The following is a 25,967-nucleotide window of genomic DNA, read 5'->3' as shown; positions in this document are numbered from 1 at the left end:
GTACCGGTCTTCGTGGTCCAATCCCGGGATGGGGTGGGATGAGCGGGTGCCGGAGTTGCTGGAACGCCTGGGGGAACTGGGCCTGGTCGGCATCGTCAAGATTGACGGGGAGCGGGAGCACAAACCCTGGACGGTGGTGATCTCGGGCCAGCGGCTCGGCGCGGCGGCGATCAGGTGCGACGGCAACAGTCTTGACTACTGCCTGCGCCGTGCCGTCGCTGCGCTTCGTGAGCGCTACCCGGACGAACTCGCCCTGGACTGATCTGCGTCCCGTGTCGGGGCGGTGTCCCGGCGGCTGTCGGCGGCTTACCGCCCCGGTGCCGTAGGCGTCCGGGGCGGCTTGCCGCCGGCCGGGCTTGCCGCCCCGCACCGCGCGGAGCGCGGTGCCTTGACGACTTCGCCCCGGTGTCGCTCACCCTGCCGTGGGAGAACCCGGCCGATGACGAGCGGGTAACGGTGCCGCTGCTGTTCACTACCACCCGGCGGGGTGCGATCAACCGGCGCACCTTCGACAATAAGAGTTGGCGACCGGCTGTCGTGGCGGCCGGCATCACGCCGACCAGAGCCACCGGGATGCACGCGCTACGCCACTTCTACGCCTCGTCGCTGCTCGACGCGGGGGAGAGCATCAAGGCCCTCGCCTCGTACCTCGGCCACGCCGACGCCGGCTTCACCCTCCGGGTCTACACGCACCTGATGCCGGCCAGCGAGGAACGCACCCGAAACGCGATCGACGATCTGTTCAACCCGCCCGAGAAGCCCTGACGCCCTGGCGACGCCCTGAGCGGGCTTCAGCCGAACAAAACGCCTGGTCAGAGCACGAATCAGCTTCGGAATCCGGCGTACAGGTCGACTCGTCCGTCGCCCACCAGCTCAGAGCCGCGATCATGGCTCTGAGCTGGCCATTTTGAGCGACCCCGTCGGCTTTCGTGCCGCCGTGCGTCGGCTGCGGTCAGCGTAGGTAGGCCCGTTCGTCGATGCTCTGGTGTGGTTCGGTCAGGAAGACGTCGATGGGTACGGGGCCGTGGGCGATGTTCAGCGTGTCCGAGCGGTAGAGCCAGTTCCCGGTGCAGTGGTGGGTGAAGCGGTAGTTGATCTGCCAGCGCAGCCATTGGCCTTGGGGGAGGCGTACGGCTGGCGGGCGGCGGTGTCGGCGGGGCATGCCCCAAGCTGTCGGGATCAGCGCGACGCGGACCTGGTCCTCGGTGTGGCGGAGTTGGACGGCGTCGCAGGATGGTGTGCCGTCGTGTAGGGAGATGGCTGGTGGGAAGCCGTCGTGCTCGTGCATCGTGATTTCGTGGGTGAGGGGCGCATGGTGCTGCGGCAGTGTGAACGCCGTGGGCAGGGCGTTGCGGCGGGCGGCGTGGTGGCCTCCGCGTGACTGCTTGGTCCAGGAGACGCGGACCCACTGAGCGACGATGTCCACCCGGTGGATGGTTCAGGCTTCCTGGTCACCTGGCAATCCGATACCGAGCCTCCTGGGGCGGTGTCCCGGCGGCTGTCGGTGGCTCACCGCCCCGGTGCCGGAGGCGTCCGGGGCGGCTTGCCGCCGGCCGGGCTTGCCGCCCGCACCGCGCGGAGCGCGATACCTTGATCACCCTGCCGTGGGAAGACCCGTTCAGCGACGAGCGCGTGACGGTGCCGCTGATCTTTACCACTACCCGACGGGGTGCGATCAAGCGGGCGACCTTCGACGGCAAGAGTTGGCGTCCAGCGGTGGCGGCGGCCGGCATCGTTCCGACCCGGGCGACCGGGATGCACGCGCTTCGCTACTTCTACGCTGCTCGACGCGGGGAAGAGCATCAAGACCCTCGCCTCGTACGTACCTCGGGCACTCGACGGGTCTGCTGCTGCACCTCGACGGACGCACGAGAAACGCCCCCCAGAGGGGCGGCCTCGATGTCGCCGGCCGGGGCCGGAAGGGGCACCCGCAGTGGTACGGCGTGGGCCGCGCCGGCCCACGCCACACCGTCCAGCGCTCAGGTCAGGTGGTGCACCTGCGTGGCCCGTCGGCCGCGAGACCGGTCAGGGAGCAGACCTTCAGCAGCGGGTAGTACGGCCCCATGACGGTCGCGGCGGTCTCCGCCGGGCTGTCCACCGGCACGTTCTTGGTGGCGTGGGCGAAATCGGCGTCCGGCAGCAGGTTCCGGAGCAGGATCATGTGCTGGGCCGCCGGGTAGGAAGCGGAGAAGGGCAGGAAGGTGGCGTTGTCGACGGCTTCGATCGCCGTCCGTTGCTGCTCCTTGCCGAGGACGTAGGTGTAGTAGCCGAAACGGTCGAGGCGGGTGTTGTCGTCGTAGCGGCATCCGTAGCTCGACGGCGCGTCGGGAAACCGGTTGATCACGACGGGTTTGAGCTGGCCGCCGAGGTTGGTGCACATCGACCAGTAGCGCATGTCGGCGAGGGGGCGGGGCCAGAAGGCCGGGTGGACGCCGGTGACCGCCCGGGGTGCGCGGCCTCGGATCACCACGACCTGGTCCGCCGCCGGCGGGGTGACCCAGGTGCCGAGATAGGTGTTGTCCGCGTTCGGCGCGAGGTTGTCCACCTCGGACGTGCGGGTGAAGACCTTCTGGCCCGTCTCGCCGGGGAGACCGGGGACGCCCGGGAGCACGGGGACCTCGGACCCGCCCGTGGTGGAGGGCCCCGGGTCCTGCGCTGCCGGCACTGCCGCCGCCGGGGTGGGGGCGGCAACCCCGGAGGTGCAGAGGGGCAGGGTCTGCGAAACCCCGTCCCGGGTGAGGGTCACGGTGGGCAGGACCACTGTCGACTCACCGCCGGCGGGCAGGTAGACCCGGAAGATCACCGACGCCTTCGCGCCCGTCAGGGCGTCCTCCCGGGCCAGTGGCAGCCGGTTGGCCTGGCCGACGGCCACGTCGTGGGTGAGTGTGAGAGTGAACCGGCCACCCGGCCGGGCGGGAGAGCGCCACGGATTGAAGCTGCCTTCGTCCGGGGTTATCAGGTAGTCGGGCAGATTGGACGTCACGCCGTTACGGGTGAAGTGGGTGGGCTTGTCGTCGTACACGTTGAAAGACGCGTATCGGGCGTCCGGGAAAACCCCGGAAATGGTGATTTCCAGGCCCGGGGTGACCGGGTAGACCGTCGACCAGTAGGTGGCGGCGGTATCCGGCCAGTAGGCGTTCATACTCGTCGCCCCGTATTTCGACGACCAAGCGCACTGCGGCATGCTGGTCACTGCGGACGCCGCAGGCGCTGCCTGGGCGGGGTGCGCGGCCAGGGGAACGGTCAGCGCGATCAGTGCGGACGTCAGCAAGAGGCCATGGTGGGCGCGCTGCGGCATCTTCTGCGAAATGGAAGCTGTCATCCGCTGACTTGATCAGGGCTGCATGTCGGGCCAGTAACATTCTTGGGTCAAATGTTAACGCGTTCTCGTGCTCTTGGCCCGTTTGTTATGGCTATTTCCCGGCAGTGGTGGTTATTCCGGAAAAGCCGGTTCGGGGATGCCCGGCCGGACGGCGGGTAGAGCGTTCGCAAGGTCGAGATTAACCCGGTTGAGGTCGTCTCGTAACTGGGTGGCGGCATTTTTCGGGGCCGCCACCTCCCGCCTGCGGTCGCACCGGGCAGCCGGGCAGGTCGGCGTACCCGATGGTGGTGAGCGCCTGGCCGCGAGGCGGACGCTCCGGCCGGTCGGGCACCCTCGGCCGTGCCGGCCACACCGTCGGCGTGGTCGCGACCGGCGGGAAACCGGGTCGGGTGGAGGGCTGTGTCGACGCAGCCATGACGCTCGATCGCTCTGATAGGTTGGCACGACGGCAGTGTCGGGTCGTCACCCCGGGGGGGCCATGGTCGAGCATCTTCAGCTCCTGCGGCGGCTCGAGAAAATCATCGAGGAAACCGAGTTCGCGTGGTCGCTCTGCATCATCGGTGAGGACCAGTCGGACAAGTTGGCCGAGTTGACCGGCGACCTGAAACGCCCATACTCCGCCGACGGCAACGGCAAGGAGATCCTCTCCGGCTATTCCTACTGGGGAATCGAGCCGACGATCGCCTGGCGGCACGCCTGCCAGGATCCGTACTACCCGGTGATGAAGGAGGGCCTGGCCTCGTTCAACCGTGGCTGGCGCAACATCTTCGGCCAGTTGACCGACGAGCGCTACCACTACGTCAGCCTCGGCCCCGGCACCGGCGAGAAGGACCGCGCCGTTCTGGGTGACCTGCAACCGCGCTACAACGGCATGTTCTATGTGCCGGTCGACATGAGCGGCGAGATGCTCCGGGTGTGCATGGAGCCGGTCCGCACGCTCCCCTTCATGCGCGGTTTCCGCAGCCAGGTGCTGCCGGTGCAACTCGACTTCAACGACGAGCAGAACGTGAAGGAACTCGACGGCCTGCGGCAGCGGCTGATCGGCGACGAGCCGGTGCTGTTCTCCCTGCTGGGAAACACGATGGCGAATTTCGACTACGATTTCGACCTGCTCGCCATGCTGTCGGAACGGCTGCTGCACCCGCAGGACAGGCTGATGCTGGAGGTCGCCACCACCCCGGACCTCAGCGAGAACGCGGCGCGGGCCGCCGCCCAGGAATACGAACGCAGCAAGGCGTTCCGCGAGTTCGTCACCAGCGCCCTGCACCAGAGCACCGACCTGTCGATCGACATGAACAGCGTCGTCTTTCTCGGCTCGGTGGAGCAGGAACGGTCACTGCTGGTCAAGGTGATCTATCAGAACCAGAGCGGGCAGGACGTCGTCATGACGGTGCCGGACCGCACCGAGGTGACGTTCGCCGCCGGCGACACCATCCGGCTGCTCATCACCCGCAAGTACGCCCGGCCCGCGCTGCACACCTTCCTGGCCAGCGCCGGCCTGAACATCGAGAACGAGGCGTACGCCGCCTTCTCGTCGCGTCGTCAGGCGCACCGGTTCGGGATGAGCCTGATGCTGCTGTCCCGCGGGGATCGCCCTGACGGGCCGACCTCCGTCGCCCAGCAGGTGTTCCGGACCCGACGTCCGCGAGAGTCCGCGCCCGCGTGAGTGGCCCGGCCCGACGGACGCCGGCCACGCGTACGTGGGTGAAACCGCGGCTGCTCGTCACGGCGGTCACCTCGGCGAGCCTGGGGCTGTCCGGTGTGCTCAGCGTGGTCTGGTTCCTCACCTCCGAGGGTGACTCCCGCTTCGAGCCGGCGGTGCAGGGCCTCGGCCTGGTGGCCGGCCTCACCGGCCTGGTGCTGGAGCGCCGGGCGGGCGCGGTGGAGCGGCGTCAGCAGACCCTGGGCGCGATCACCCGGGAGCTGGAAAGTAACCGCACACTCCTGCACCGGCCGCCGTTCACCGACGCGGGCCGACCGGCGCTCACCTGGACCGTCTTCCCCCGGCTGCACATCTCGGCGGTGGACGCGGCGCTCACGTCCGACGTGTTGTCGCAGCGGGGCGACCGGGCGCTGGTGGACCGGCTGCACGGGTGGCGCGACGAGGTCCGCACCTTCAACCAGCAGCTCAGCCTGGCCGAGATCCTGGCGTTCACCGACGGCTCCGCAGAGACCCTGCGCGACCTGCGCCACGGTCTGCACGCCCCGGACGGGCCACTCGTGGTGATCGAGGACCTGCTCGACGACCTGCTCGCCACCCTCGCCAGCTGACCCACCGACAGTCGGACGCGCACCTGACCCGTCGGTCGGCCCCGCCGCCGGGCGCGCACCGGCCCGGTCAGTCGGCCTCGCCGTCGGCCAGCAACGCGGCGAGCCGTCCGGCCACCGCCGGGGCGTGCAGGTGCAGCCGGGCGACGTTGATGCTGTCCTCGCCTACGACGGCGAGCAGGGCCTGCTGGCTGACCGCGTAGACGCTCAGGTAACCGCCGTCGTTGCGTACCGTGGATTGTCGGAAGTCGCCCTGCCCCAGCCGCAGGCCGACCTGCCGGCCCAGGCCGAAGGTGGTCGCGGCGAGCGCGGCCAGGTCGTCGGGGTCGACGTCGGTCTGCAGGTTGTGGGTGATGAGCAGGCCGTCGACGCCGCCCAGCACGCACCCGTGCACACCGGGGATCTCGTGTCGCAGCGCGGCCAGCTCGCGGCCGATCGCCGGATAGGGCAGCGACGGGTCGCCGGCCAGCGACGGCGGGTATGACCGGGCCGCCGGTGCGCCGGCCCTGCCGGCCGAGCGGCGGGGGAGTGTGGTTGCCGTGCTGTCTGCCGCGCTCACAGTTCCAGGTGCTCCTCGATGGTGCGCAACTGGTGGCGGGCCATCGCCAGGTTGGCCCGACTCTTGCTCACCATCAGATAGAGGAACAACCCCTTGCCGGTACGGCTGCTCAGCGGCCGGATCAGGTGGTACTGACTGCCGAGGGTGATGAGAATGTCCTCGATCTCATCGTCGATGTCGAGCATTTCGAGGGTACGCATCTTGGCGCGGACGACGTCGGTGTTGCCGGCGGCGGCCACGGTCAGGTCGATTTCACCGGTGCCACCGGCCACGCCGAGGGTCATCCCGCTGTTGTAGTCGACGAGCGCCGCCCCGATCGCTCCGTCGATGCCCATCGCGTTCTTCAGGGCGACGTCAAGGCTTGCCACTGTTGTCTTCTCCCAGGTTGGCAGGGTGGTGCCGCTGCCGCACCCGGTGGTCCCGTCCGGATGGCGGGCGATGGGGCACCGCGAGGGTTCAGACGAGGCTTGCACACCCTCGACCCGGGCGCATCCGGGGCCGACGCATCGGGCTGTCCGGCCCATCCGCGCCGTCCGGCAGCCCCGTCAAGAGGGCCGCGCCGACGGATGGTTCATACCGGGGAGAGCTGATAGCGGATACCCGTCCGGATGGCGTGGACGGCGATTCTGCGGTTCTGCCTCCGGGCCGTCCGCGCACCTCTACTGTGGAGGTGGTCGCCACCAATTGTGGCGATCCGGTGGCGGTCGGGCTGCGCCCGGTGCACAGTGATCTCATGAACGACAGCGGAAGTGGTGGGCACTACTACTGGTGCACCCGACACCACCGGGTCGAGACCGATGCCGACGTGTGCCCTGCCAAGCACGTTCTCGGACCGTATCCCTCGGCTGCCGACGCGGAGAACGCCCTGCAGAAGGTGCAGGAGCGTAACGAGGCGTGGGAGGCCGAAGATGCCCGCTGGGCCGGGGAGGGCAACTGAACGGCGCGGGACGGCCCGCGTCGAGGACTCCGTGCCTCCGTGAGGAGGCACGCGGGAGCATGTCCCCAAGGAGGGAACCGAGATGGCCGAAGCAACAAAGGCCACCACCCGCCCGGCCGCGACGAAGACCGCCGCGGCGGCGCGGACCGCAGGCGCGACCCGGAGCACTGCGGCCCGCCGCTCCACCACCACCACGGCTGCGGCCCGCAAGACGTCGGCCGGCCGGGCGACGGCGAACGCGGCGGGCGCCGGCTCGGGCCGGACCCCGGCTGCCGGCACGGCCACGGCCAGGAAGACGGCGGCCGGCATGACCGGTACGGCGAAGAAGACCCCGGCCGCCAGGAGCACCGCAAAGACGGCTCCCGCATCGAAGTCGACGGCAAAGAAGGCCCCGGCGGCCAGGAGCACCGCGTCGAAGTCGACCGCGCGGAAGGCCCCGGCCAAGAAGGCCGCCAGCAAGACCATCGCCGCCGCCCGGAAGACCGTCGGGGCAGCGAAGAAGACCACGGCGACCGCCCGGACCACGGCGGCGAAGAAGACCACCGCGGCGAAGCGGACGACTGCGGCAGCGGCGAAGAAGACCACCGCGACCGCCCGGACCGCCGCCAGGAAGACCACCGCGGCGAAGAAGACCACGCCCGCGAAGAAGACAGCCGCCACGAAGACCACGGCCGCGAAGCAGACCACGCCCGCGAAGACCACGGCCGCCCGTAGGACGACGGCCGCGAAGCAGACCACGCCCGCGAAGACCACGGCCGCCCGTAGGACGACGGCCGCGAAGACGACGACGGCTGCGAAGAGCACGGCGGCCCGCAAGAGCACGGCGGCGAAGACGACGATGCCCGCCAAGAAGGCCGCTGCAGCCAAGAAGTCGCCGGCCAGGAAGTCGACCGCGAAGACGGCACCCGCGTCGAAGTCGACCGCGAAGAAGGCCCCGGCCCGGAAGGCGAGCGCGACGGCCACCCGCACGGCGGCGGCGAAGGCGACCGCCACGAAGACGCCCGCCAAGAAGGTCACCGCCCGCAAGGCCCCCGGCCGTACGGCGGCGCGCGCCACCGCGCCGGCCAGCGTCCGCTCCCGCGCCCGGAAGGCCACCGGCTGACCGTACGACAGACCGCCGCCCGCCTGCCGGAGAGCGGATCGCGCGGCACGCTGCCAGGATTGACCCGTGGTCATCCGACGTGTGCTCGCGCCCCGCATCGACTTCGGCGCGCTGCGCCGCGAGCTGGGACTGCCCGACAGCTTCCCGGCCGCAGCGCAGCGCGAGGCGGACGAGGCGGCCGACGCCCCGCCGCCCGCCGTGGCCGACCGTACCGACATCCCGTTCGTCACGGTCGACCCGGCCGCCTCCCGCGACCTGGACCAGGCGATGCACCTCAGCGTCCGCCCCGGCGGCTACCGGGTGCGGTACGCCATCGCCGACGTCGCCGCCCACGTGCGCCCCGGCGGGCCGTTGGAGGAGGAGACCTGGCGGCGCGGGCAGACCGTCTACCTGCCCGACGGCAACGTGCCGTTGCACCCGCACACCCTCAGCGAGGGGGCGGCCAGCCTGCTGCCCGACGTCGACCGGGCGGCGGTGCTCTGGACCATCGACCTCGACACCGACGGGGCCACCGTCGCCGTCGGGCTGGAACGTGCCCTGGTCCGCAGCCGCGCCAAACTGGACTATTCGGGCGTGCAGGTGGCCGCGGACGCCGGTCGGCTCCCCGAACCGATCGCCCTGCTGCCCGAGATCGGCACCCTGCTCACCGCCCGTGGCCTGCGCCGGGGCGCGGTCAACCTGCCGTTGCCCGAGCAGGACGTCGAGCCCGACGGGGACGGGTGGCGGCTGGTGCTGCGCGGCCCCGGCCCGATGGAGGACCACAACGCCCAGATCTCCCTGCTCACCGGGATGGCGGCGGCGGACATCATGCTCGCCGGTCGGATCGGGCTGCTGCGCACCATGCCGGCACCGAAGCCGGAGGCGGTGGCCCGGCTGCGCGCGGCGGCAGCCCCGCTGGGCGTGCACTGGCCGGACGGGGTACGGGTGGGGGAGGTGCTGGCCGGGTTGGACGCCTCGCAGCCCCGGGCCGCCGCCTTCGTCGACCAGGCGGCGGAGCTGATGCGCGGTGCGGCGTACACGGCGTTCGACGGCGAGCTGCCCGAACAACCGGAGCACGGCGGGGTCGCCGCCGCGTACGCCCATGTCACCGCCCCGCTACGTCGGCTGGCCGACCGGTACGCCACGGAGGTCTGCCTGGCCCTGCACGAGGGCCGTGAGGTGCCGGAGTGGGCCCGCACCGCGCTGCCCCGGCTGCCGGAGGTGATGGCCTCGACCGACCGGACGGCCGGCACCGCCACCCGGGGTGCGATCGAGCTGGCCGAGGCGGTGCTGCTGGAGCACCGGGTGGGGGAGACGTTCTCCGCGGCGGTGCTGGACGTGGATGCGCCCCCGAACAGTCAGTCGAAGCCCGGTCGGGTCCCGGGCGGGACGGTGGCGTTGGACGATCCGCCGGTGCGGGCCCGCTGCACCGGGGAGCTGCCCCTGGGCGAGCGGGTCACCGTACGCCTGGTCACCGCCGACCCGGTCGGCCGCAAGATCCTCTTCGAGCGCGCCTGAATCCCGCCCCCACGCTCGGCGGGCGGTGTGACCGTGCCGTGCGCGGCCAGCGTGAGTGCCGTGCGCGGGCGGTGTGAGTGCCGTGCGCGGCGGGTGTGACCGTGCCGTGCGCGGGCGGTTTGCGAGGATGGCGGCATGGCATACGACGCGAGCACCCTCCCCGACGTGTCCGGGCTGACCGTCGGCATCATCGGCGGCACCGGTGACCAGGGGCGGGGGCTGGCCTACCGGTTCGCCCGGGCCGGCCAGCAGGTGCTGATCGGGTCCCGTTCCGCCGAGCGGGCCGCCGAGGCGGCGGCGGAGGTCGCCGCGTCGCCCCGGATGCCGGCGGGGGTCGACGTGACCGGCGCCGGCAACGACGAGGTGGCCCGTCGCAGTGACGTGGTGGTGATCGCGGTGCCGTGGGACGGGCACGCGGCCACCGTCGCCGCACTGGCCGGGCCACTGGCTGGCAAGATCGTCGTCGACTGCGTCAATCCGCTCGGCTTCGACAAGCAGGGCCCGTACGCCCTGCCGGTCGCCGAGGGCAGCGCCGCGCAGCAGGCGGCGGCCCTGCTGCCCGACTCCCGGGTCTGCGCGGCGTTCCACCACGTCAGCGCGCCGCTGCTGGCCGACCCGGAGATCGACCGGATCGACCTCGACGTGCTGATCTGCACCGAGGAGCGGGAACTGGTCGACATCGTCGGCGCGCTGGCCGCCCGGATTCCCGGCATGCGCGGCATCTATGCCGGGCGGCTGCGCAACGCCCACCAGATCGAGGCGTTCACCGCCAACCTGATCGCCATCAACAAGCGCTACAAGGCGCACGCCGGCATCCGGGTCACCGACCTCTGACCGGGCGGATGTGGGAGCGGGTCGCCCCCGGCTGGTCTGACTGCCGCTGACCGTCACCCGCCCCGCTGACCGTCACCCGCCCCGCTGACCGTCACCCGCCCCGCTGACCGTCACCCCGCCCCGCTGGCTGACGCCTCTCGCCGAGATCTTGGAAGAAAACCGCCCCCGGAGGGGCCGGGATCTTCCAAGATCTCGGCGGAAGACGGGTGTGGTCGTGGCGGGTGCCTGCGGGAGGCCGGTGGGGCGGGTGACTCCTTGTCGACCTGGCCCCGCGGAAGGTACGGGTCAGAAGTTGATGTCGACGCCGGCCTTCTTGCAGGCGGCGTTCGCCATCGCGCTGGTCTTCTGGAACTCGGGGCCACTGGCCGCGGCATCCATGTCCGGGGCGGTCGCCACCCTGCCGGCGGCGGCACCGAACGCGCCCAGCGCGGTGACCGCCTCGCTGGCGGGGCTGTCGGCGGTGGCCTTGGCCAGTCCCGTCGCCATCTCGGTGTAGGCCTTCTTGATCGCCGGGTTCGGGTCACCACCCGACATCGCGGCCTTCATGACGTCGGTCTTCGTCGTCGTGGCGATCTTCTTCGCCGCCGTGCAGAGCTTCTTGTCGGCCGCCGGGTCGGCGGCCGCGGCCGGGCCGGTGGTGGCGGGGCCGGTGGTGGCCGGGGAGTCCGCCGCGGAGGCGGACGGCGCAGCGCTGGCGGAGGTCGGCGGCGCGGCCGTCGGCACCGGCTCCGCTTTGCTGCACGCCGCGAGGGCCAGCACGGAGACACAGGTCAGGACGACAGTTGGCAAGCGAGCATGATCCACGAGCGGAACCCTAGCGGCTTTCGACGATCCACGATGACCCGTTTCCCCGGGGCGGGGCATCGCCGCCGGGCGGCCGCGCCGGGAGGGTCGCCCGGCAGGCCGGCCGACAGCGGCCGGGACCGGCAGACCGGGCCGCCGTGCGGGCCGGACGGATATGCCGCCGTGCGGGGCCGGACGGAGGGGACGGCAGCAGCGGCTACCCGGCGGGCCGGGCAGCGGCGCGTTCCGGGAAGGTGGGACGGCGGGCATCGCCCACCGCCCCACCCCGGTCTCAGAACGTGTGCTCGGCGGCGGGGAACTCCCCGCCGCGTACCTCGTCGGCGAACTGGCGGGTCGCCCCGGTCAGCGCCCCGGCCAGGTCGGCGTAACGCTTGACGAACCGGGGCGCCTTTCCGGTGCGCAGCCCGGCCATGTCCTGCCAGACCAGCACCTGGGCGTCGGTGTCCGGGCCGGCGCCGATGCCGACGGTGGGGATGGTCAGTTCGGCGGTGACCCGCTTGGCGACCTCGCCCGGCACCATCTCCAGCACCACCGCGAACGCGCCCGCCCCGGCCACCGCCCGCGCGTCGGCGAGCACCTCGTCGGCGGTGTCGCCGCGCCCCTGCACCCGGTAGCCGCCCAGGGTGTGCTCGCTCTGCGGGGTGAACCCGATGTGCGCCATCACCGGGATGCCCGCCCCGGTGATCGCCGCGATCTGGTCGGCGCAGCGCCGGCCACCCTCCAGCTTCACCGCGTGGCAGCCGCCCTCCTTCATGAACCGCACCGCCGTGCGCAGCGCCTGCGTCGGCCCCTCCTCGTACGAGCCGAACGGCAGGTCACCGACGACCAGCGTGTGCCGGGTCGCCCGGACCACGGCGCGGACCAACGGCAACAATTCGTCGACGGTCACCGGCAGGGTGGTCTCGTAACCGAACACGTTGTTCGCCGCCGAGTCGCCGACCAGCAGCACCGGGATCCCCGCCTGGTCGAAGATCGCGGCGGTGTACTGGTCGTACGAGGTGAGCATCGCCCACCGGTCGCCGCGCTCCTTGGCGGCGATCAGGTCACGGGTACGGACCCGGCGGGTGGCCGGCCCGCCGTACAGGGCGGTCACCTCGGTCGGGGTGGACTCCACCATGGCTGTCTCCTTTCCTCGAGGCCGCTGTCGCGGTCCCCGGGCTCCGTCGCGATCGTCGCATTACACGACCCGTCGACGGCAGGCGACAGTGCAGGATTTCACTCCGTCGGGCCGACACCCGACCGGCCGACACCCGACCGGCCGACACCCGACCGGCCGACACCCGACCGGCCGACACCCGACCGGCCGGCGGCCGACCGGCCGACACCCGACCGGCCGGCGGCCGACCGGCGGCCGACCGGGCGACGCCCGGACGGGTCGGGTGGTCAGCCGGCGACCGGGCGACGCTCCGACGGGCCGGGTGGTCAGCCGTCCTCGCGCCACCGGTTGGTGATCGGCAGGCGGCGGTCCCGGCCGAACGCCTTCATCGAGATCTTCGTGCCGGGCGCGGACTGCCGGCGCTTGTACTCGGCGGTGTCCACCAGCCGCAGCACCCGGTCGACCACCGCCGGGTCGTGGCCGGACTCCACCAGACCGGCCCGGCCCAGGTCGCCGTCGACGTAGCCGATCAGGATCGGGTCCAGCACGTCGTAGTCGGGCAGGCTGTCGCTGTCGAGCTGGCCGGGGCTCAGCTCGGCCGACGGGGGCTTGCCGATGGAGTTCTCGGGGATCGGCGGGGTCTCGCCCCGGCGGGCCGCGTCGGCGTTGCGCCACTTCGCCAACCGCCAGATCAGCGTCTTCCAGACGTCCTTGACCGGGTTGAAACCGCCGACCGAGTCGCCGTACAGGGTCGAGTAGCCGACCGCCAGCTCGCTCTTGTTGCCGGTGGTGAGGACCAGGTGCCCCTCCTGGTTGGACAGTGCCATCAGGATCACCCCGCGCACCCGGGCCTGGAGGTTCTCCACCGCCACCCCGGACAGCGAGAGGTTCGCCAGGAAGGTGTCCACCATCGGCTGGATCGGCTCGACCCGGTAGTCCAGACCGGTCCGCTTGGCCAGGTCCTCCGCGTCGGCCCGGGAGTGCTCCGAGGAGTGCTGGCTGGGCAGCGAGACGCCGACCACCCGCCGGGGCCCGAGCGCGTCGACGGCCAGCGCGGCCACCACCGCCGAGTCGATCCCGCCGGACAGGCCCAGCACCACCGAGGGGAAGCGGTTCTTGTTGACGTAGTCGCGCAGGCCCAGCACCAGCGCCTGCCACACCTCGGCCTCGTCGGCGACCGGCGCCAGCAGGCCACCGTGGGCCGTCGGCCCGGTCGGGGCCGGCGGGACCACCTCGACGGTACGACGTACCACCCGCATCCCGTCGGCGAGGTCCTCGGTGTCGGCGGCGTGCGGGCCCGCCCCGGCCAGCTCCACGTCGTGTACGAGCAGGTGCTCGACGAACTGCGGTGCCCGGGTGAGCAGGTCCCCGTCGGGGGTGACGATCATCGAGTCGCCCTCGAAGACCAGCTCGTCCTGGCCGCCGACCATGTTGACGTACGCGATCGGGGCACCGGCCTCGGCGGCCCGGCGGCCCACCAGCGGCAGCCGGACGTCGTCCTTGTTCAGCTCGTACGGCGAGCCGTTGATGTTGACCACCAGGCCGACGCCGGCCTGCCGGGCGACCGCGAACGGGCCGCCGGCCTGCCACAGGTCCTCGCAGATGGTCAGCGCCACGTCCACCCCGCCGATGCGCACCACGGTCAGGGTGTCCCCGGGCACGAAGTAGCGGTCCTCGTCGAAGACGCCGTAGTTGGGCAGGTGGTGCTTGAAGTAGCGGGCCGCCACCTCGCCCCGGTGCAGCAGCGCGGCGGCGTTGCGGGCCCCCCGGCCCGGCTGGGCGTCCCCGCTGACCTGGGGCGGGCCGTCGGCGTCCAGGTAGCCGACCACGACCGGCAGGTCACCGAGGCCGTCGGCGGCCAGGTCGGCGGCGAGCTGCCGCACCGCAGCCTGTGAGGCGGCGACGAAGGAACGGCGGAAGACCAGGTCCTCGACCGGGTAGCCGGTGAGCGTCATCTCCGGGAAGGCGACGAGCTGGGCGCCGGCGTCGGCGGCCCGACGGGTCCAGGCCCGGATCAGCTCGGCGTTGCCGACGGTGTCGCCGACGGTCGGGTTGACCTGGCACAGGGCCAGACGCAGGGTGGGCATGTCCTCATCTTGCCCCAGCGGCAGTCGGTCAATCCGGCGGCTCCGACGAGACGCCGGCCACCCTTTCGCGACGCCCGGCCGACCCGCTGCTGGTGGCGGGGCCGCCCGTCGATCCGGCGGTCGGGACACCGCAGGACGAGCGGCGGCAGGTCGCGTAACGTCTGCTTAACCAGGCCGGTGAAGACTGGGCGGTCAGGACGGACCGGCCGACCGGTGCCGGACGTACGTGGCGAGGGGTTGGGGAAGTGGACCGTCAGCAGGAGTTCGTCCTCCGTACGCTGGAAGAGCGGGACATCCGGTTCGTCCGGCTGTGGTTCACCGACGTGCTGGGCACGCTCAAGAGCGTCTCAGTCGCTCCGGCGGAGCTGGAGGCGGCCTTCGAGGAGGGCATCGGGTTCGACGGCTCGGCCATCGAGGGCTTCGCCCGGGTCTTCGAGTCCGACATGGTCGCCATGCCGGACCCGACCACCTTCCAGGTGTTCCCGTTCGAGGGTGGGGTCAGCGGCGAGAGCGCCCGGATGTTCTGCGACATCCTGCTGCCCGACGGCGGCCCGTCCTGGGCCGACCCGCGGCACGTGCTGCGCCGGATGCTGTCCAAGGCGGCCGAGAAGGGCTTCACCTTCTACACCCACCCGGAGATCGAGTTCTTCCTGTTGGAGAACGGCCCGCAGGACGGCTCGGTGCCCACCGCCGTGGACAGCGGCGGCTACTTCGAGCACACCACGCACGCGGTGGCGCGGGACTTCCGCCGGCAGGCCGTGCTGGCGCTGGAGCGGATCGGCATCTCGGTGGAGTTCAGCCACCACGAGGTCGCCCCCGGCCAGCAGGAGATCGACCTGCGGTACGCCGACGCGCTGACCACCGCCGACAACATCATGACCTTCCGGCACGTGGTCAAGGAGGTGGCGCTCTCCACCGGCGTGCAGGCCAGCTTCATGCCGAAGCCCTTCACCGACCAGCCGGGCAGCGGCATGCACACCCACCTGTCGCTGTTCGAGGGGGAGCGCAACGCGTTCCACGACTCCGGTGACCCGATGAAGCTGTCGAAGGTGGCGAAGTCGTTCATCGCCGGCCTGCTGATGCACGCCCGGGAGTACACCGCGGTCACCAACCAGTGGGTCAACTCGTACAAGCGGCTGTTCCCGCAGGCGTTGCCGGACCGGATCACCGAGAGCCCGGCGTACGTCTGCTGGGGGCACCTGAACCGGTCCGCGCTGGTCCGCGTCCCCGCGTACGGCAAGCCGAACTCGGCCCGGGTGGAGGTCCGTTCGCTGGACTCGGCGACCAACCCCTACCTGGCGTTCGCCGTCATGCTCGGCGCGGGCCTCAAGGGCATCGAGGAGGGCTACGAGCTGCCGCCCGGCGCGGAGGACGACGTCTGGTCGCTGACCAGCGCCGAGCGCCGCGCGATGGGCTACGAGGCGCTGCCGGAGAACCTGTCCGAGGCGATCGACGTGATGGCCGGCTCCGAGCTGGTCGCCGAGGTGCTCGGCGAGCACGTCTTCGACTTCTTCCTGCGCAACAAGCGGGCCGAGTGGGAGCAGTACCGCCGCGAGGTCACCCCGTACGAGCGGCAGCGTTACCTGTCGTTGTAACCGGCTGCCGTCGAGGGCCCGGGGCCGTGCGGCCCCGGGTCCTCGACGTCCCGGGTCCGGCGGGGCTCCGGGCGTTCGACGGTCCCGGGTCTGCCGACGGTGCGGTCCCTGGCCGGTGCCGGTGTCTGCCGACGGTCCGGGTGTTCGATGATCCGGGCGTTCAATGGTCCGGGCGTTCAATGGTCCGGGGGTGTCGAGGGTGGCGCGGTGCCGCTATCGTCTCGATCACCGTGCCGGCACCCGCGCCGGACGCAGGAGGTCGGGAGGCCGTCGGTGCTGGAGGATCTGCTCACCGGAGCATGGCAGAGCGTCGTGTTCGGTGTCGTCGGGGTGGCGCTGATGGCGGCCGGCTTCGTGCTGGTCGACGTGCTCACCCCGGGCAAGCTGCGCGAGCTGATCTGGGTGCAGCGCAACGGCAACGCCGGGCTGCTGCTGGCCGCCAACCAGCTGGGTGTCGCCGGCATCGTCTTCACCGCGATCGTGACCAGCTATGACGACTTCGCCAAGGGGCTCGCCTCGACGGTGCTCTTCGGGCTGATCGGGCTGGCCGTCATGGCGTTGGCCTTCGGGGTCCTGGACCTGCTGACCCCGGGTCGACTCGGTGAGGTCATCTGCTCGGACGAGCCGCACCCGGCGGCCCGGGTCAGCGCCGCCACCCACTTCGGCGCGGCCCTGATCGTCTGCGCCTGCATCGCCTGACCGGGCTCGCGTCCCACCCGTGCTCCTCGGCTGACCGGGCTCGCCTCCGACTCGCCCGCCCCGGGGGTCGACGGTGCCGGGTCGGTGCGTCGTACCCCCGTCGTAGCGTGCGGGGGTGAACCGGACCGCGCGTCTCTATGCCCTGGTGGAAGAGTTGCGGGCGGTGTCGCCCCGGCCGCGCAGCGCCCGCTGGCTGGCCGCCCGGTTCGAGGTGAGCACCCGCACCGTCGAACGGGACATCCTCGCCCTCCAGGGTTCGGGTGTGCCGATCTGGGCCGAGTCCGGCCGCACCGGCGGTTACGTGGTCGACCGTTCGCACACCCTGCCGCCGGTCAACCTGACCGCCGCGGAGGCGGTGGCGATGGCGGTGGCCCTGCACCGGCTCGCCGGCACCCCGTTCGCCGCGGCGGGCGGCACCGCGCTGCGCAAACTGCTCGCGGTGCTGCCGGCCGCCGACGCCGCCGACGCCCGCCTGCTCGCCGGCCGGGTGCTGCTGATCGGCACCGGGCCGGCCACGTCCCTCCCGGCTGTCGTCGCCGACGCGGTCTCCGCCCGTCGGGTGCTCCGCCTGGGGTACGCCGACCGCTGCGGCGTGGCCTCGTCACGCGAGGTCGAGCCGTTGGGCTACCTGGGCAACAGCCGGCACTGGTACCTGCTCGCCTGGTGCCGGCTCCGCGGCGGGCCGCGCTGCTTCCGTACCGACCGGATCTGCGACGTCGAGGTGTTGCCGGAGCGGGTGACCCGGGAGTTCTCCCCGGCCGACCTGGACGTCCCACCCGAGCGGGTGCACCGACTGGCCCTGGTGTGAGCGGCCGACCGGTGAGTCCCGGGGCGGAGGCGGGCTGACCGCCGGGAGTGACCCGTCGACGGGGTGCCCGGCCTGGCGTCCGGTGCCGACGACCCGCGGGCTTTTTCCGTAAACACCGACAGGACGCTGTCGCGGACGCCCGGGAGGCTGGCTGCCGAACCCACCGGCCGCCCGGCCGGCAGGGGAACAGGAGGCGACGCGCGTGACCAGCACACCCATCACCTGGTTCGAGATCGGCACCGACCGGCCGGACGAGGTGCAAGGCTTCTACACGGAGTTGTTCGGCTGGGCCTTCACCGAGGAGGGCACGGCCGGGGGCGGTTCCTACCGGACGACCGGCGCGGGGCAGCCGGCCGGCATCGGCGGAGGCGTCCGGGCCATCGCCGAGGGCGCACCCGGCTACGCGATCCTCTACGCCGAGGTGTCCGACGTGGCGCAGACGTGCCGGCGGGCCGAGGCGGCGGGCGGCACGGTGCTGACGTCACCGAGGAGCACGCCGGGCGGGTTGACCCTCGCCCTGCTGCGCGACCCGTCGGGCAACCAGCTCGGCGTCTTCTCCCCGCCGGTCACCGCCTGAGGCGAGGGGCCGAAGGTGCGGTGTCCCAGTGCGTCGGACACCGCGCCTCCGGCCCGCCCGTGTTGATCTTCGGCCCGCCGGGTCGGGCGGGCCGAAGGTGGGTCACTTGTCGGGCGTACCCGCCGGACCGCCGTGGCGTCCGGGGCCACCCGGACCCGGGCCCGGGAACACCCCGGCCTCGACGGCCTTGGTGATCGCGTCGGCCTGCTCCTGGGTGAGCTTGCCGTCCTTGACCGCCTGGGTCAGCCGCTCCGCCAGCTTCTCCTGCCGGTCCTCGGCCGACGGGCGCTCCGGCCGGTCGCCCTTGTCCGGGCCCTTGCCCGGGCCCTTGTGCTGCGCGCGCACCTTCTCCAGGGCGGCGGTCACCTTGTCGGTGTCCACGCCCAGCTCCGTGGCCAGCGCCTCGGCGAACTCGTGCTGCCGGTCGGCGCGCTGCTGCTGCCGGTCGGTGCCCTGCTCAGCCTCGCTGCTGGCGCTCGGCGTCGGGGTGGCCCCGTGCTGGGCGAAGGCCACCGTGGGAGCGGCGATCCCCACCCCGAGCACGCCGGCGGCGGCGAAGCCGACCAGCAGGTGCTTCTTCGACATCGTGCGGGACATCAGTCCTCCAGTACGTCGGTGGTGATGCGTTGACGTCACCCACAGTGACCATCGAACCTGAAAGCCCCCCGTCCCGACCCTGTCCCCCAGCTGAAAATCCCACCCGCCTGCCCCCGGTGATCAAGAGGTTTCGGTCAGGAACGCGCTTTCTGCCCCCGCAAACCTCTTGATCACCGGGGCGGGTCGGGGCGGGCGGGGCGGGCGGTGGGCGGTCGGGCGGTGGGCGGTCGGGCGGTGGGGGAGGGGGGTTACTGGACGGCGGGGGTGGTGGTGAGGGTGCCGGTCTCGGTGTCGAGGGTGGCGCGGGTGCCTACGGGGACGGTGAGTTGGTGGGGGCCGTGGCCGATCGGCAGGCCGCCGAGGACCGGCACGCCGAGGTCGCCCAGGCGGTCGGTGAGGACGTCCACGACGGTGGTGTCCCAGCCGTCGACGCAGTCGGTGAACTGGCCCACCGCCACCCCGGCCAGGCCGTCCAGCGCCCCGGCGCGGCGCAGGTGGGTGAGCATCCGGTCGACCTTGTACGGGGGTTCCTGCACCTCCTCGACGAGCAGCACCGCCCCGCTCAGGTCCGGCATGTCCGGGGTGCCGAGGGTGGCGGTGATCAGGCAGAGGTTCCCGCCGAGCAGTCGACCGACCGCCCGACCGGGGACCCGGACCGGATACGTCGTCTCCCCGGGCACCGCCGCGACGGTCACCGGCGCGGTGGTCATCAGCGCCGCGTGCAGCGACTCCGCCGAGCGCAGCGGGGTCCGCTCGTCGACCCAGGCCGCCCCGGGACCGTGCACACCGGCCAGCCGGGCGCCCCGCCAGAGCGCGAACTGCAGGGCGGTGATGTCGGAGAACCCGGCCACCACCTTCGGGTCCCGCCGGACGGCGGCCATGTCGATCAGGTCGACCACCCGTTGGGCGCCGTAACCACCCCGGGTGCAGATCACCCCGCGTACCTGCGGGTCGGCGAAGGCGGCGTTCAGGTCGGCGGCGCGCAACGCGTCGTCCCCGGCGAGGTAACCCCGTCGGGCGTACGCGTGGGGCGCCACCACCGGCCGCAGCCCCCAGCCGGTCAGCAGTTCGATGCCGCGCGCCACCCGCTCCGGGCGGGTCGGCCCGGACGGCGAGACCAGCATCACCGTGTCGCCCTCGCACAGCACGGGCGGGCGCAGGACGGACGGGTCGTCGACGATCACAGCGGCCGAGCATAGCCGTCCCGCCGCGCGGGCCGAGGCGATCCGGGGCAGCGCCGACGTCGGGGCGGCACGGCCTCGGGGCAGCGCCACCGTCGGGTCGACACGAGGCGTTACGGGTGGCGGTCGACGTACCCGCTAGCCTCGACGGCGTGGGAACCGCACTGGTGATCGAGAACGACCCGACCGACGACCCCCGACGGCTGGGGGAGTGGCTGGCGGAGGGGGGCCTGGAGCTGCGGGTGCTGCGCCCGCACGCCGGCGACGACCTCCCCGACGACCTGGCCGGCTACGTGGCGCTGGTGGTGCTCGGCGGCGACCAGCGGGCCTACCCGGCACCGGACGGCACCCCCGGGGCTCCCTGGTTCCCCAAGCTGGAGGGCCTGCTGCGCAAGGCCGTCCGACACCGGGTGCCGACCCTCGGCGTCTGCCTCGGCGCGCAGTTGCTGGCCACCGCGCACGCCGGCCTGGTCGAGCGCAGCCCGTCCGGCCCCGAGGTGGGCCCGGGGGTGGTCGGCCGGCGTGACGCCGCCGAGAGCGACCTGTTGTTCCGCTACGTGCCGCTGATCCCGGACGTGCTCCAGTGGCACTCCGACGAGATCACCGAGCTGCCCCGGGCCGCCACCCTGCTGGCCGCCTCGACCCGCTACCCGCACCAGGCGTTCCGGCTCGGCGACCGGGCCTGGGGTCTCCAGTTCCACATCGAGTGCGACACCGCGATGATCGCCGACTGGGCCCGGGACTCCGCCCTGCTCGCCGAACTGGGCTACGACGAGGAACTGGTGGTGGCCGCCTGCGACCGGGTGATGGCCGACGTCGAGGAGGTGTGGCAGCCGTTCGCCGTCCGGTTTGCCGCCCTCGCCCTCGGCGAGCTGGACGACGACACCCGCCGCAGCCTGCCCCTGCTCGGCCACTGAGATGAGCAGACCGACCAGGGGACGGCTGGCCCGCTACGGCTTCGCCGAGGGTGACGGCGGGGTCCGCGCCGCCGACCTGCTCGGCGCGGACGGGCTCGGGCTGTGGCAGGCCGACGAGCAGGAGCCCACCGACCGGGCGGCGGCCGACCTGCTGGCCGCGCTCTCCCGGGCTGCCGACCCGGACCTGGCGCTGCGCCAACTGCACCGGATGGTGGAGACCGAGCGCCGGGCCGCGCGTACCGGCGGGACCGGGCCGGGTCCCGGCAACTCGACGTCGGGCGGCCCGGGTCCCGGCGATCGGACGTCGGCGGTGCCGGCGTCCGACGGCGTGGGCGCGGTCGCGCCGGCCGGTGGGTCGGCGGTGCTGACCGCGCTCGCCGCCGACCCCGGTCTGCGTCGTCGGCTGGTCGCCGTGCTCGGTGCCTCCGCCGCCATGGGTGATCACCTGGTCGCCAACCCCGGGCAGTGGACGGTGCTCGACACCGCCCCGGACGGGCTGGCCCCCACCGCCGACGGGCGGCTCGACCTGGTCCTCGCCGCCCGGCTGACCGCCGCCACCGCGCCGGTGGCGGTGCTGCGGCAGGCGTACCGGCTGGCGTTGCTGCGGATCGCGGCGGCCGACCTGACCGGTGGGCGGGGCCTGGAGCAGGTGATGGCGGCGCTCTCCGCGCTGGCCGACGCCACCCTCGCGGCGGCGTACGAGATCGCGGTGGCCGAGCTGCCGGCGGGGACCATCCGGCCCCGGCTGGCCGTGGTGGCGATGGGCAAGTGCGGTGGCGACGAGCTGAACTACGTCTCCGACGTCGACGTGATCTTCGTGGCCGCGACCGACGAGGACCTGCCCGCCGCGACCACCGTCGCCGCCCGGCTGATCCACATCTGCGGGCTGGTCGCCTGGCCGGTGGACGCCGCGCTGCGCCCGGAGGGCAACCGGGGGCCGCTGGTGCGCACCCTGGCCAGCCACCTCGCCTACTACCAGCGGTGGGCCCGCACCTGGGAGTTCCAGGCGCTGCTCAAGGCCCGCCCGGCCGCCGGTGACCTGGCGCTGGCCGGGGAGTGGGTCGACGCCCTCGCGCCGCTGGTCTGGCGGGCGTCCGAGCGGCCCGAGGCGGTCTCCGACGTGCGTGCCATGCGCCGCCGGATCATCGACAACATCCCGCCGAAGGAGCTGGACCGCGAGATCAAACGGGGTCCCGGCGGGCTGCGGGACATCGAGTTCGCCGTCCAACTGCTGCAACTGGTGCACGGCCGGGGCGACGAGTCGCTGCGGGTGCGGGGCACCGTGCCGGCGCTGCGTGCGCTGGTGGCGGGCGGCTACGTCGGGCGGGCCGACGGCGAGGCGCTGCTGCGCGGGTACCGCTTCCTGCGCGGCGTCGAGCACCGGCTCCAGCTCCAGGCGCTGCGGCGTACCCACACCGTGCCGACCGAGCCGACCGCGCTGCGCTGGCTGGCCGCCGCGCTCGGCTACGCCGCCATCCCGGGCCGCAGCGCCGTGGAGAGCTTCCGCGCCGACTGGGTCGCCCACGCCACCGAGGTACGCCGGCTGCACGCCAAGCTGCTCTACCGGCCGCTGCTGGAGTCGGTGGCCCGGGTGCCCGCCGACGGGTTGCGACTCACCCCGGAGGCGGCCCGGCACCGGCTGGAGATCCTCGGTTTCGCCGATCCGGCCGGGGCGCTGCGTCACCTCCAGGCCCTCACCGGCGGGGTGAGCCGCACCGCCGCCATCCAGCGGACCCTGCTGCCGGTGCTGCTCAGCGAGTTCGCCGACGCGCCCGAACCGGACCGGGGACTGCTCAACTACCGGCAGGTCTCCGACTCTCTCGGCAGCACCCCGTGGTATCTGCGGCTGCTGCGCGACTCCGGCCCGGTGGCCCGCCGGCTGGCCCGGGTGCTGTCGTCGTCCCGCTACGCGGCCGACCTGCTGGCCCGGGAGCCGGAAGCGCTGCGGCTGCTGGCCGAGGAGACCGAGTTGACGCCCCGCCCCCGGGAGGTGCTCTGCGACGGGTTCGCCGCCGCGGCGGCCCGGCACGCCGACCCGGTCGAGGCGACCCGGGCGGTACGCGCGCTGCGCCGCCGGGAACTGGTCCGGATCGCCTGCGCCGACGTGCTCAGCCGGGCCGGCGGGCTGGCCCCGCGCCCCGAACGCGGCGTGCCGGCCGGTCCCCTGGCCGACGTCACCCGGGTCGGCACCGGGCTGTCCTACGTCACCGACGCCACCCTGTCCGCCGCGCTGCGCGCCGTCCGGGCCGCCCAACCGGAACTGCCCGGCCTGCGGTTCGCGGTGATCGGCCTCGGCCGGCTCGGCGGGTACGAGTCGAACTACCTCTCCGACGCCGACGTGCTCTTCGTCTACGACCCACCGGCCGGGTCGGCGGAGAGCACCGCCAGCGCCACCGCGCACGCGATCGCCGAGGAGCTGCGCCGGCTGCTCGCCGCCCCGGCCCCCGACCCGGCGCTCGGCGTCGACGCCGACCTGCGCCCGGAGGGTCGGCAGGGCCCGCTGGTGCGCAGCCTCGCCGCGTACGCCCAGTACTACGCCCGTTGGTCGCGGGTCTGGGAGGCGCAGGCGCTGCTGCGGGCCCGGTTCGTCTGCGGCGACGCCGACCTGGGCACCGAGTTCGAGACCATGGTCGACCCGGTCCGCTACCCGGCCGACGGGTTGACCCGCGAGCAGGTCGTCGAGATCCGCCGGATCAAGGCCCGGGTGGAGAACGAACGGCTGCCCCGGGGCGCCGACCCCGCCACCCACACCAAGCTCGGCCGGGGCGGCCTGGCCGACGTCGAGTGGGCGGTGCAGCTGCTCCAGCTCCGCAACGCCGGTGCGCACCCGCAGCTGCGCGGCACGCGTACCCTCGATGCCCTTGCGGCGGCCCGGGACGCCAAGCTGGTCGACCCGGCGGACGCCGCCGCGATGGTCGCCGGGTGGACCCTCGCCGCGCAGGTCCGCAACGCGCTGATGCTGGTCCGGGGTCGCGCCGGCGACCAGCTCCCCCGGCACGGGGTGGAGTTGGCCGGCGTGGCGCGGCTGCTCGGCGCGGACGACCCGGGGGAGTTCCTGGACGACTACCTGCGCACCGCCCGGCGCTCCCGGGCCGCCATGCAGCGGGTCCTGGAGAGCTGAGCCCGCCGCCGGGGCGTTCCCGGCCGGGCCGGTCAGCGGCGGCTGACCAGCACCAGGTGGTCGATCAGGGTGCCGGTCTCGCCGTTCGGGCCGGTAGCCTGCCGCTGCGGCGCGTCCAGCCGCTCGACGTGCCACCCGTCCGGGTCGAGATCGAGGTCGGCCAGGGTCTCCTGCGGGGTGGGGAACCGCACGTGGTGGTGCTCGGCGTTGCCCCACGGCGGCACCGCGCCGTGCTCGACCACCAGCAGCCGCCCACCGGGGGCGACCGCCCGGACCGCCGCCCGCAGCACCTCGGCCCGGGGAAAGTCCAGCGGCGACTGGAGGAACTGCGCCGAGACCAGGTCGAACACGCCGGCCGGGAAGGTCCGGGCCAGGTCGTGCCGCTGGAAGTCGACCAGGGCCGCCACCCCGGCGGCCGTCACCGCGGCGGCCGACCGCGCCAACGCGGTGGTGGAGACGTCGACCGCGGTCACCCGCCAACCCTGCCGGGCCAGCCACACCGCGTCGCCGCCCTCGCCGCAACCCAGGTCGAGGGCGGTGCCCGGCGGCAGCGCCCCGACCACGTCGACCAGGTGCGGATTGGGCCGCCCGCTCCAGTGCCGCTCCCGGCCCTGGTACAGCTCGTCCCAGTGTCGGGCGGTCTCCTCGTCCACGGCCGCGTCGTCGCCGGTCCCGTACCCGCCGTCGACCTGCCCGCCGTCGGTCCCGGGCCCGCCGTCGGTCCCGCGGTCACCGCTGACCTGCCTGCCGGCCCCGTCGCCGGTCCGCCCGGCGGTGGCCCGGCGCGCGGCCACCGCCCGCTCGGTGTCCTCGGCGATCAGGTCGGCGTTGAGCGCGGCGGCGGCCTTCAAGCCCGCCGCTGCGGCGGCGATCACGGTGGCCTGCGGGTCGGTGACGTTGCCGGCCACCCACACGCCGGGCACCCCGGTCGCACCGGTGGCGTCCGCGGTGACCCGGTCACCGAAGGCGTGCCCGCCGACGACGAAGTCCTCGGTGGTCAACCCGAGCCCGGTGAGGAACGCGGCCCGCGCCTCGAACCGGGGGGCCACCACCAGCGCCGCCCGGGGGACCACCACGCCGGAACGCAGCCGTACGCCGGTGAGCCGGTCGGCGGTGACCTCCAACTGCGCCACCTCACCGTCGACCACGGTGACGCCCCGGGCGGCCAGCTTCTCCGCCTCGTCGGCGGGCAACGGCCCGGCGGTGTGCGTGAAGACCACCACGTCGTCGGTGAGCTGGCGGAACAGCAGCGCCTGGTGGGCGGCCATCGGGCCGGTGGCGAGCACCCCGACGGCCTGGTCGCGCACCTCCCAGCCGTGGCAGTAGGGGCAGTGCAGCACGTCGCGACCCCACCGGTCGGCCAGGCCCGGCACGTCGGGCAGCTCGTCGACCAGCCCGGTGGTGACCAGCAACCGCCGGGTGTGCAGGGTACGGCCCTCGGCGAGGGTCACCGCGAACCGCGCCGGCCCGGCCTCGTCGCCCGGTCGTGCGGGGTCAGCCGGCTGTGCGGTGTCGTCGTGCGGCATCGCGGTGTCGTGCGGTGATGCGGTGTCGTCGTGCGGGCGGGCGGCGGTCGCCGGGCGGGCGGCGGTCGCCGGGTGGGCGGGGCCGGTGAGGTGGGCGGGGTCGATCGGGTGGGCGGCGGTGACGGTGCCGTCGAGCAGGGTCACGCCGTACCGGGCCACCTCGGCCCGGCCGGTCGCGTACAGGGTCGCGGGTGGGACACCCTCGTTGGTCAGGAAGTTGTGCACGTGGTCGGCCGGGGCGTTGCGGGGGGCGCCGCCGTCGACCACCACCACGTCGCGGCGGAACCGGCCCAGGGCGAGCGCCCCGCTGAGTCCCGCCGCGCCGCCGCCGACCACCACCACGTCGTGCACCACCGGGTACGTCATGGTCTCTGCCTCCTTGCGGGCGGGGCCGTCCCGCCGATGCTCCGGATCGTCCACCCGAATCGCCAGGCTGCCAA

At 73.2% G+C, this 25,967-nt stretch carries 23 protein-coding genes and 1 pseudogene; 12 read left to right on the top strand and 12 right to left on the bottom strand.

Annotation, left to right across the window (positions count from 1 at the left end; all coding sequences use genetic code 11):
• The first annotated feature begins 28 nt into the window (after nucleotides 1–28).
• Both ACQP1S_RS23900 and ACQP1S_RS23895 read left to right on the top strand, forming a co-directional pair.
• Nucleotides 29–262, top strand: coding sequence for a hypothetical protein (locus tag ACQP1S_RS23900; RefSeq protein ID WP_432899368.1), 234 nt, complete (start codon nucleotides 29–31; stop codon nucleotides 260–262).
• A 143-nt stretch (nucleotides 263–405) separates the two neighbouring features.
• Nucleotides 406–765 carry a tyrosine-type recombinase/integrase gene (locus ACQP1S_RS23895; protein ID WP_432899365.1) on the top strand — a complete coding sequence of 120 codons (360 nt, stop codon included), beginning with the start codon at nucleotides 406–408 and terminating at the stop codon, nucleotides 763–765.
• A 187-nt stretch (nucleotides 766–952) separates the two neighbouring features.
• Here the strand turns inward: ACQP1S_RS23895 and ACQP1S_RS23890 are convergent, their stop codons facing one another.
• Entirely contained in the window at nucleotides 953–1,426 is a 474-nt protein-coding gene (locus tag ACQP1S_RS23890) for a hypothetical protein (protein ID WP_432899362.1), read from the bottom strand.
• A 558-nt stretch (nucleotides 1,427–1,984) separates the two neighbouring features.
• Nucleotides 1,985–3,271: a hypothetical protein gene (locus ACQP1S_RS23885; RefSeq protein WP_432899360.1), complete on the bottom strand. Its 1,287-nt coding sequence runs from the start codon at nucleotides 3,269–3,271 to the stop codon at nucleotides 1,985–1,987.
• Nucleotides 3,272–3,800: 529 nt separating this feature from the next.
• On the opposite strand from ACQP1S_RS23885, the gene ACQP1S_RS23880 reads away from it, so the two are divergent.
• Both ACQP1S_RS23880 and ACQP1S_RS23875 read left to right on the top strand, forming a co-directional pair.
• Complete coding sequence (locus tag ACQP1S_RS23880; protein ID WP_432899357.1) at nucleotides 3,801–4,988, top strand: L-histidine N(alpha)-methyltransferase; 1,188 nt, start codon at nucleotides 3,801–3,803, stop codon at nucleotides 4,986–4,988.
• 38 nt (nucleotides 4,989–5,026) lie between these two features.
• Nucleotides 5,027–5,593 (top strand): hypothetical protein, encoded by a 567-nt coding sequence (locus ACQP1S_RS23875; protein WP_432899354.1) that lies wholly within the window; start codon nucleotides 5,027–5,029, stop codon nucleotides 5,591–5,593.
• 67 nt (nucleotides 5,594–5,660) lie between these two features.
• Here ACQP1S_RS23875 and ACQP1S_RS23870 read toward each other — a convergent pair whose 3' ends face one another.
• From ACQP1S_RS23870 to ACQP1S_RS23860, 3 genes are all read right to left on the bottom strand, one after another.
• Complete coding sequence (locus tag ACQP1S_RS23870; RefSeq protein ID WP_432899351.1) at nucleotides 5,661–6,149, bottom strand: roadblock/LC7 domain-containing protein; 489 nt, start codon at nucleotides 6,147–6,149, stop codon at nucleotides 5,661–5,663.
• Nucleotides 6,146–6,517: a hypothetical protein gene (locus tag ACQP1S_RS23865; RefSeq protein WP_432899349.1), complete on the bottom strand. Its 372-nt coding sequence runs from the start codon at nucleotides 6,515–6,517 to the stop codon at nucleotides 6,146–6,148. The genes ACQP1S_RS23870 and ACQP1S_RS23865 overlap by 4 nt, the downstream gene beginning before the upstream one ends.
• A 203-nt stretch (nucleotides 6,518–6,720) precedes the next feature.
• A complete protein-coding gene (locus tag ACQP1S_RS23860) occupies nucleotides 6,721–8,181 on the bottom strand; it encodes a hypothetical protein (protein WP_432899346.1) in 1,461 nt (486 codons plus the stop codon).
• A gap of 73 nt (nucleotides 8,182–8,254) precedes the next feature.
• On the opposite strand from ACQP1S_RS23860, the gene ACQP1S_RS23855 reads away from it, so the two are divergent.
• Both ACQP1S_RS23855 and npdG read left to right on the top strand, forming a co-directional pair.
• On the top strand, nucleotides 8,255–9,685 hold the full coding sequence (locus ACQP1S_RS23855; protein WP_432899343.1) for an RNB domain-containing ribonuclease: 1,431 nt from the start codon (nucleotides 8,255–8,257) through the stop codon (nucleotides 9,683–9,685).
• Nucleotides 9,686–9,820: 135 nt separating this feature from the next.
• Nucleotides 9,821–10,519 (top strand): NADPH-dependent F420 reductase, encoded by a 699-nt coding sequence (gene npdG / locus ACQP1S_RS23850; protein ID WP_432899340.1) that lies wholly within the window; start codon nucleotides 9,821–9,823, stop codon nucleotides 10,517–10,519.
• Between the two features lie 285 nt (nucleotides 10,520–10,804).
• On the opposite strand, the gene ACQP1S_RS23845 is transcribed toward npdG, so the two are convergent.
• The 3 genes from ACQP1S_RS23845 to ACQP1S_RS23835 all read right to left on the bottom strand — a co-directional run bounded on the left by ACQP1S_RS23845 (nucleotide 10,805) and on the right by ACQP1S_RS23835 (nucleotide 14,506).
• Nucleotides 10,805–11,308, bottom strand: coding sequence for a hypothetical protein (locus tag ACQP1S_RS23845; protein ID WP_432899337.1), 504 nt, complete (start codon nucleotides 11,306–11,308; stop codon nucleotides 10,805–10,807).
• A 286-nt stretch (nucleotides 11,309–11,594) separates the two neighbouring features.
• The gene (gene panB, locus ACQP1S_RS23840; RefSeq protein ID WP_432899335.1) at nucleotides 11,595–12,440 is read right to left on the bottom strand and encodes a 3-methyl-2-oxobutanoate hydroxymethyltransferase; all 846 of its coding nucleotides are present in this window, start codon (nucleotides 12,438–12,440) and stop codon (nucleotides 11,595–11,597) included.
• Nucleotides 12,441–12,745: 305 nt separating this feature from the next.
• Complete coding sequence (locus ACQP1S_RS23835; RefSeq protein WP_432899332.1) at nucleotides 12,746–14,506, bottom strand: NAD+ synthase; 1,761 nt, start codon at nucleotides 14,504–14,506, stop codon at nucleotides 12,746–12,748.
• 245 nt (nucleotides 14,507–14,751) lie between these two features.
• Here ACQP1S_RS23835 and glnA point away from each other — a divergent pair, with 245 nt between their 5' ends.
• The 4 genes from glnA to ACQP1S_RS23815 all read left to right on the top strand — a co-directional run bounded on the left by glnA (nucleotide 14,752) and on the right by ACQP1S_RS23815 (nucleotide 18,185).
• Entirely contained in the window at nucleotides 14,752–16,101 is a 1,350-nt protein-coding gene (gene glnA / locus ACQP1S_RS23830; RefSeq protein WP_067306034.1) for a type I glutamate--ammonia ligase, read from the top strand.
• Nucleotides 16,102–16,374: 273 nt separating this feature from the next.
• Nucleotides 16,375–16,800, top strand: a complete 426-nt coding sequence (locus tag ACQP1S_RS23825; RefSeq protein WP_091237879.1) for a DUF350 domain-containing protein — start codon at nucleotides 16,375–16,377, stop codon at nucleotides 16,798–16,800.
• Between the two features lie 115 nt (nucleotides 16,801–16,915).
• Entirely contained in the window at nucleotides 16,916–17,608 is a 693-nt protein-coding gene (locus ACQP1S_RS23820; protein ID WP_432899327.1) for a helix-turn-helix transcriptional regulator, read from the top strand.
• A 202-nt stretch (nucleotides 17,609–17,810) separates the two neighbouring features.
• A complete protein-coding gene (locus ACQP1S_RS23815; protein ID WP_432899324.1) occupies nucleotides 17,811–18,185 on the top strand; it encodes a VOC family protein in 375 nt (124 codons plus the stop codon).
• A 102-nt stretch (nucleotides 18,186–18,287) separates the two neighbouring features.
• On the opposite strand, the gene ACQP1S_RS23810 is transcribed toward ACQP1S_RS23815, so the two are convergent.
• Together ACQP1S_RS23810 and ACQP1S_RS23805 are read right to left on the bottom strand one after the other, a co-directional pair.
• Nucleotides 18,288–18,782 carry a hypothetical protein gene (locus tag ACQP1S_RS23810; protein WP_432899321.1) on the bottom strand — a complete coding sequence of 165 codons (495 nt, stop codon included), beginning with the start codon at nucleotides 18,780–18,782 and terminating at the stop codon, nucleotides 18,288–18,290.
• Between the two features lie 248 nt (nucleotides 18,783–19,030).
• Nucleotides 19,031–19,906: a S66 peptidase family protein gene (locus ACQP1S_RS23805; RefSeq protein ID WP_432908262.1), complete on the bottom strand. Its 876-nt coding sequence runs from the start codon at nucleotides 19,904–19,906 to the stop codon at nucleotides 19,031–19,033.
• Nucleotides 19,907–20,115: 209 nt separating this feature from the next.
• On the opposite strand from ACQP1S_RS23805, the gene ACQP1S_RS23800 reads away from it, so the two are divergent.
• Entirely contained in the window at nucleotides 20,116–20,880 is a 765-nt protein-coding gene (locus tag ACQP1S_RS23800; RefSeq protein ID WP_357899509.1) for a type 1 glutamine amidotransferase, read from the top strand.
• Between the two features lies 1 nt (nucleotide 20,881).
• Nucleotides 20,882–24,001 (top strand): bifunctional [glutamine synthetase] adenylyltransferase/[glutamine synthetase]-adenylyl-L-tyrosine phosphorylase, encoded by a 3,120-nt coding sequence (locus ACQP1S_RS23795; RefSeq protein WP_432899318.1) that lies wholly within the window; start codon nucleotides 20,882–20,884, stop codon nucleotides 23,999–24,001.
• A gap of 32 nt (nucleotides 24,002–24,033) precedes the next feature.
• On the opposite strand, the gene ACQP1S_RS23790 is transcribed toward ACQP1S_RS23795, so the two are convergent.
• Both ACQP1S_RS23790 and ACQP1S_RS23785 read right to left on the bottom strand, forming a co-directional pair.
• Nucleotides 24,034–24,654, bottom strand: a complete 621-nt coding sequence (locus ACQP1S_RS23790) for a class I SAM-dependent methyltransferase (RefSeq protein WP_432908259.1) — start codon at nucleotides 24,652–24,654, stop codon at nucleotides 24,034–24,036.
• Between the two features lie 72 nt (nucleotides 24,655–24,726).
• Nucleotides 24,727–25,893 (bottom strand): annotated as a pseudogene (locus tag ACQP1S_RS23785) (NAD(P)/FAD-dependent oxidoreductase); the annotation flags it as partial.
• Nucleotides 25,894–25,967: the final 74 nt, after the last annotated feature.

It is taken from the genome of Micromonospora matsumotoense (assembly GCF_050951065.1).
GTDB classification, from domain to species: Bacteria; Actinomycetota; Actinomycetes; order Mycobacteriales; family Micromonosporaceae; genus Micromonospora; species Micromonospora matsumotoensis.
Note: the sequence above shows the minus strand (reverse complement) of the source record. Positions and strands in the feature narration are given on the sequence as shown.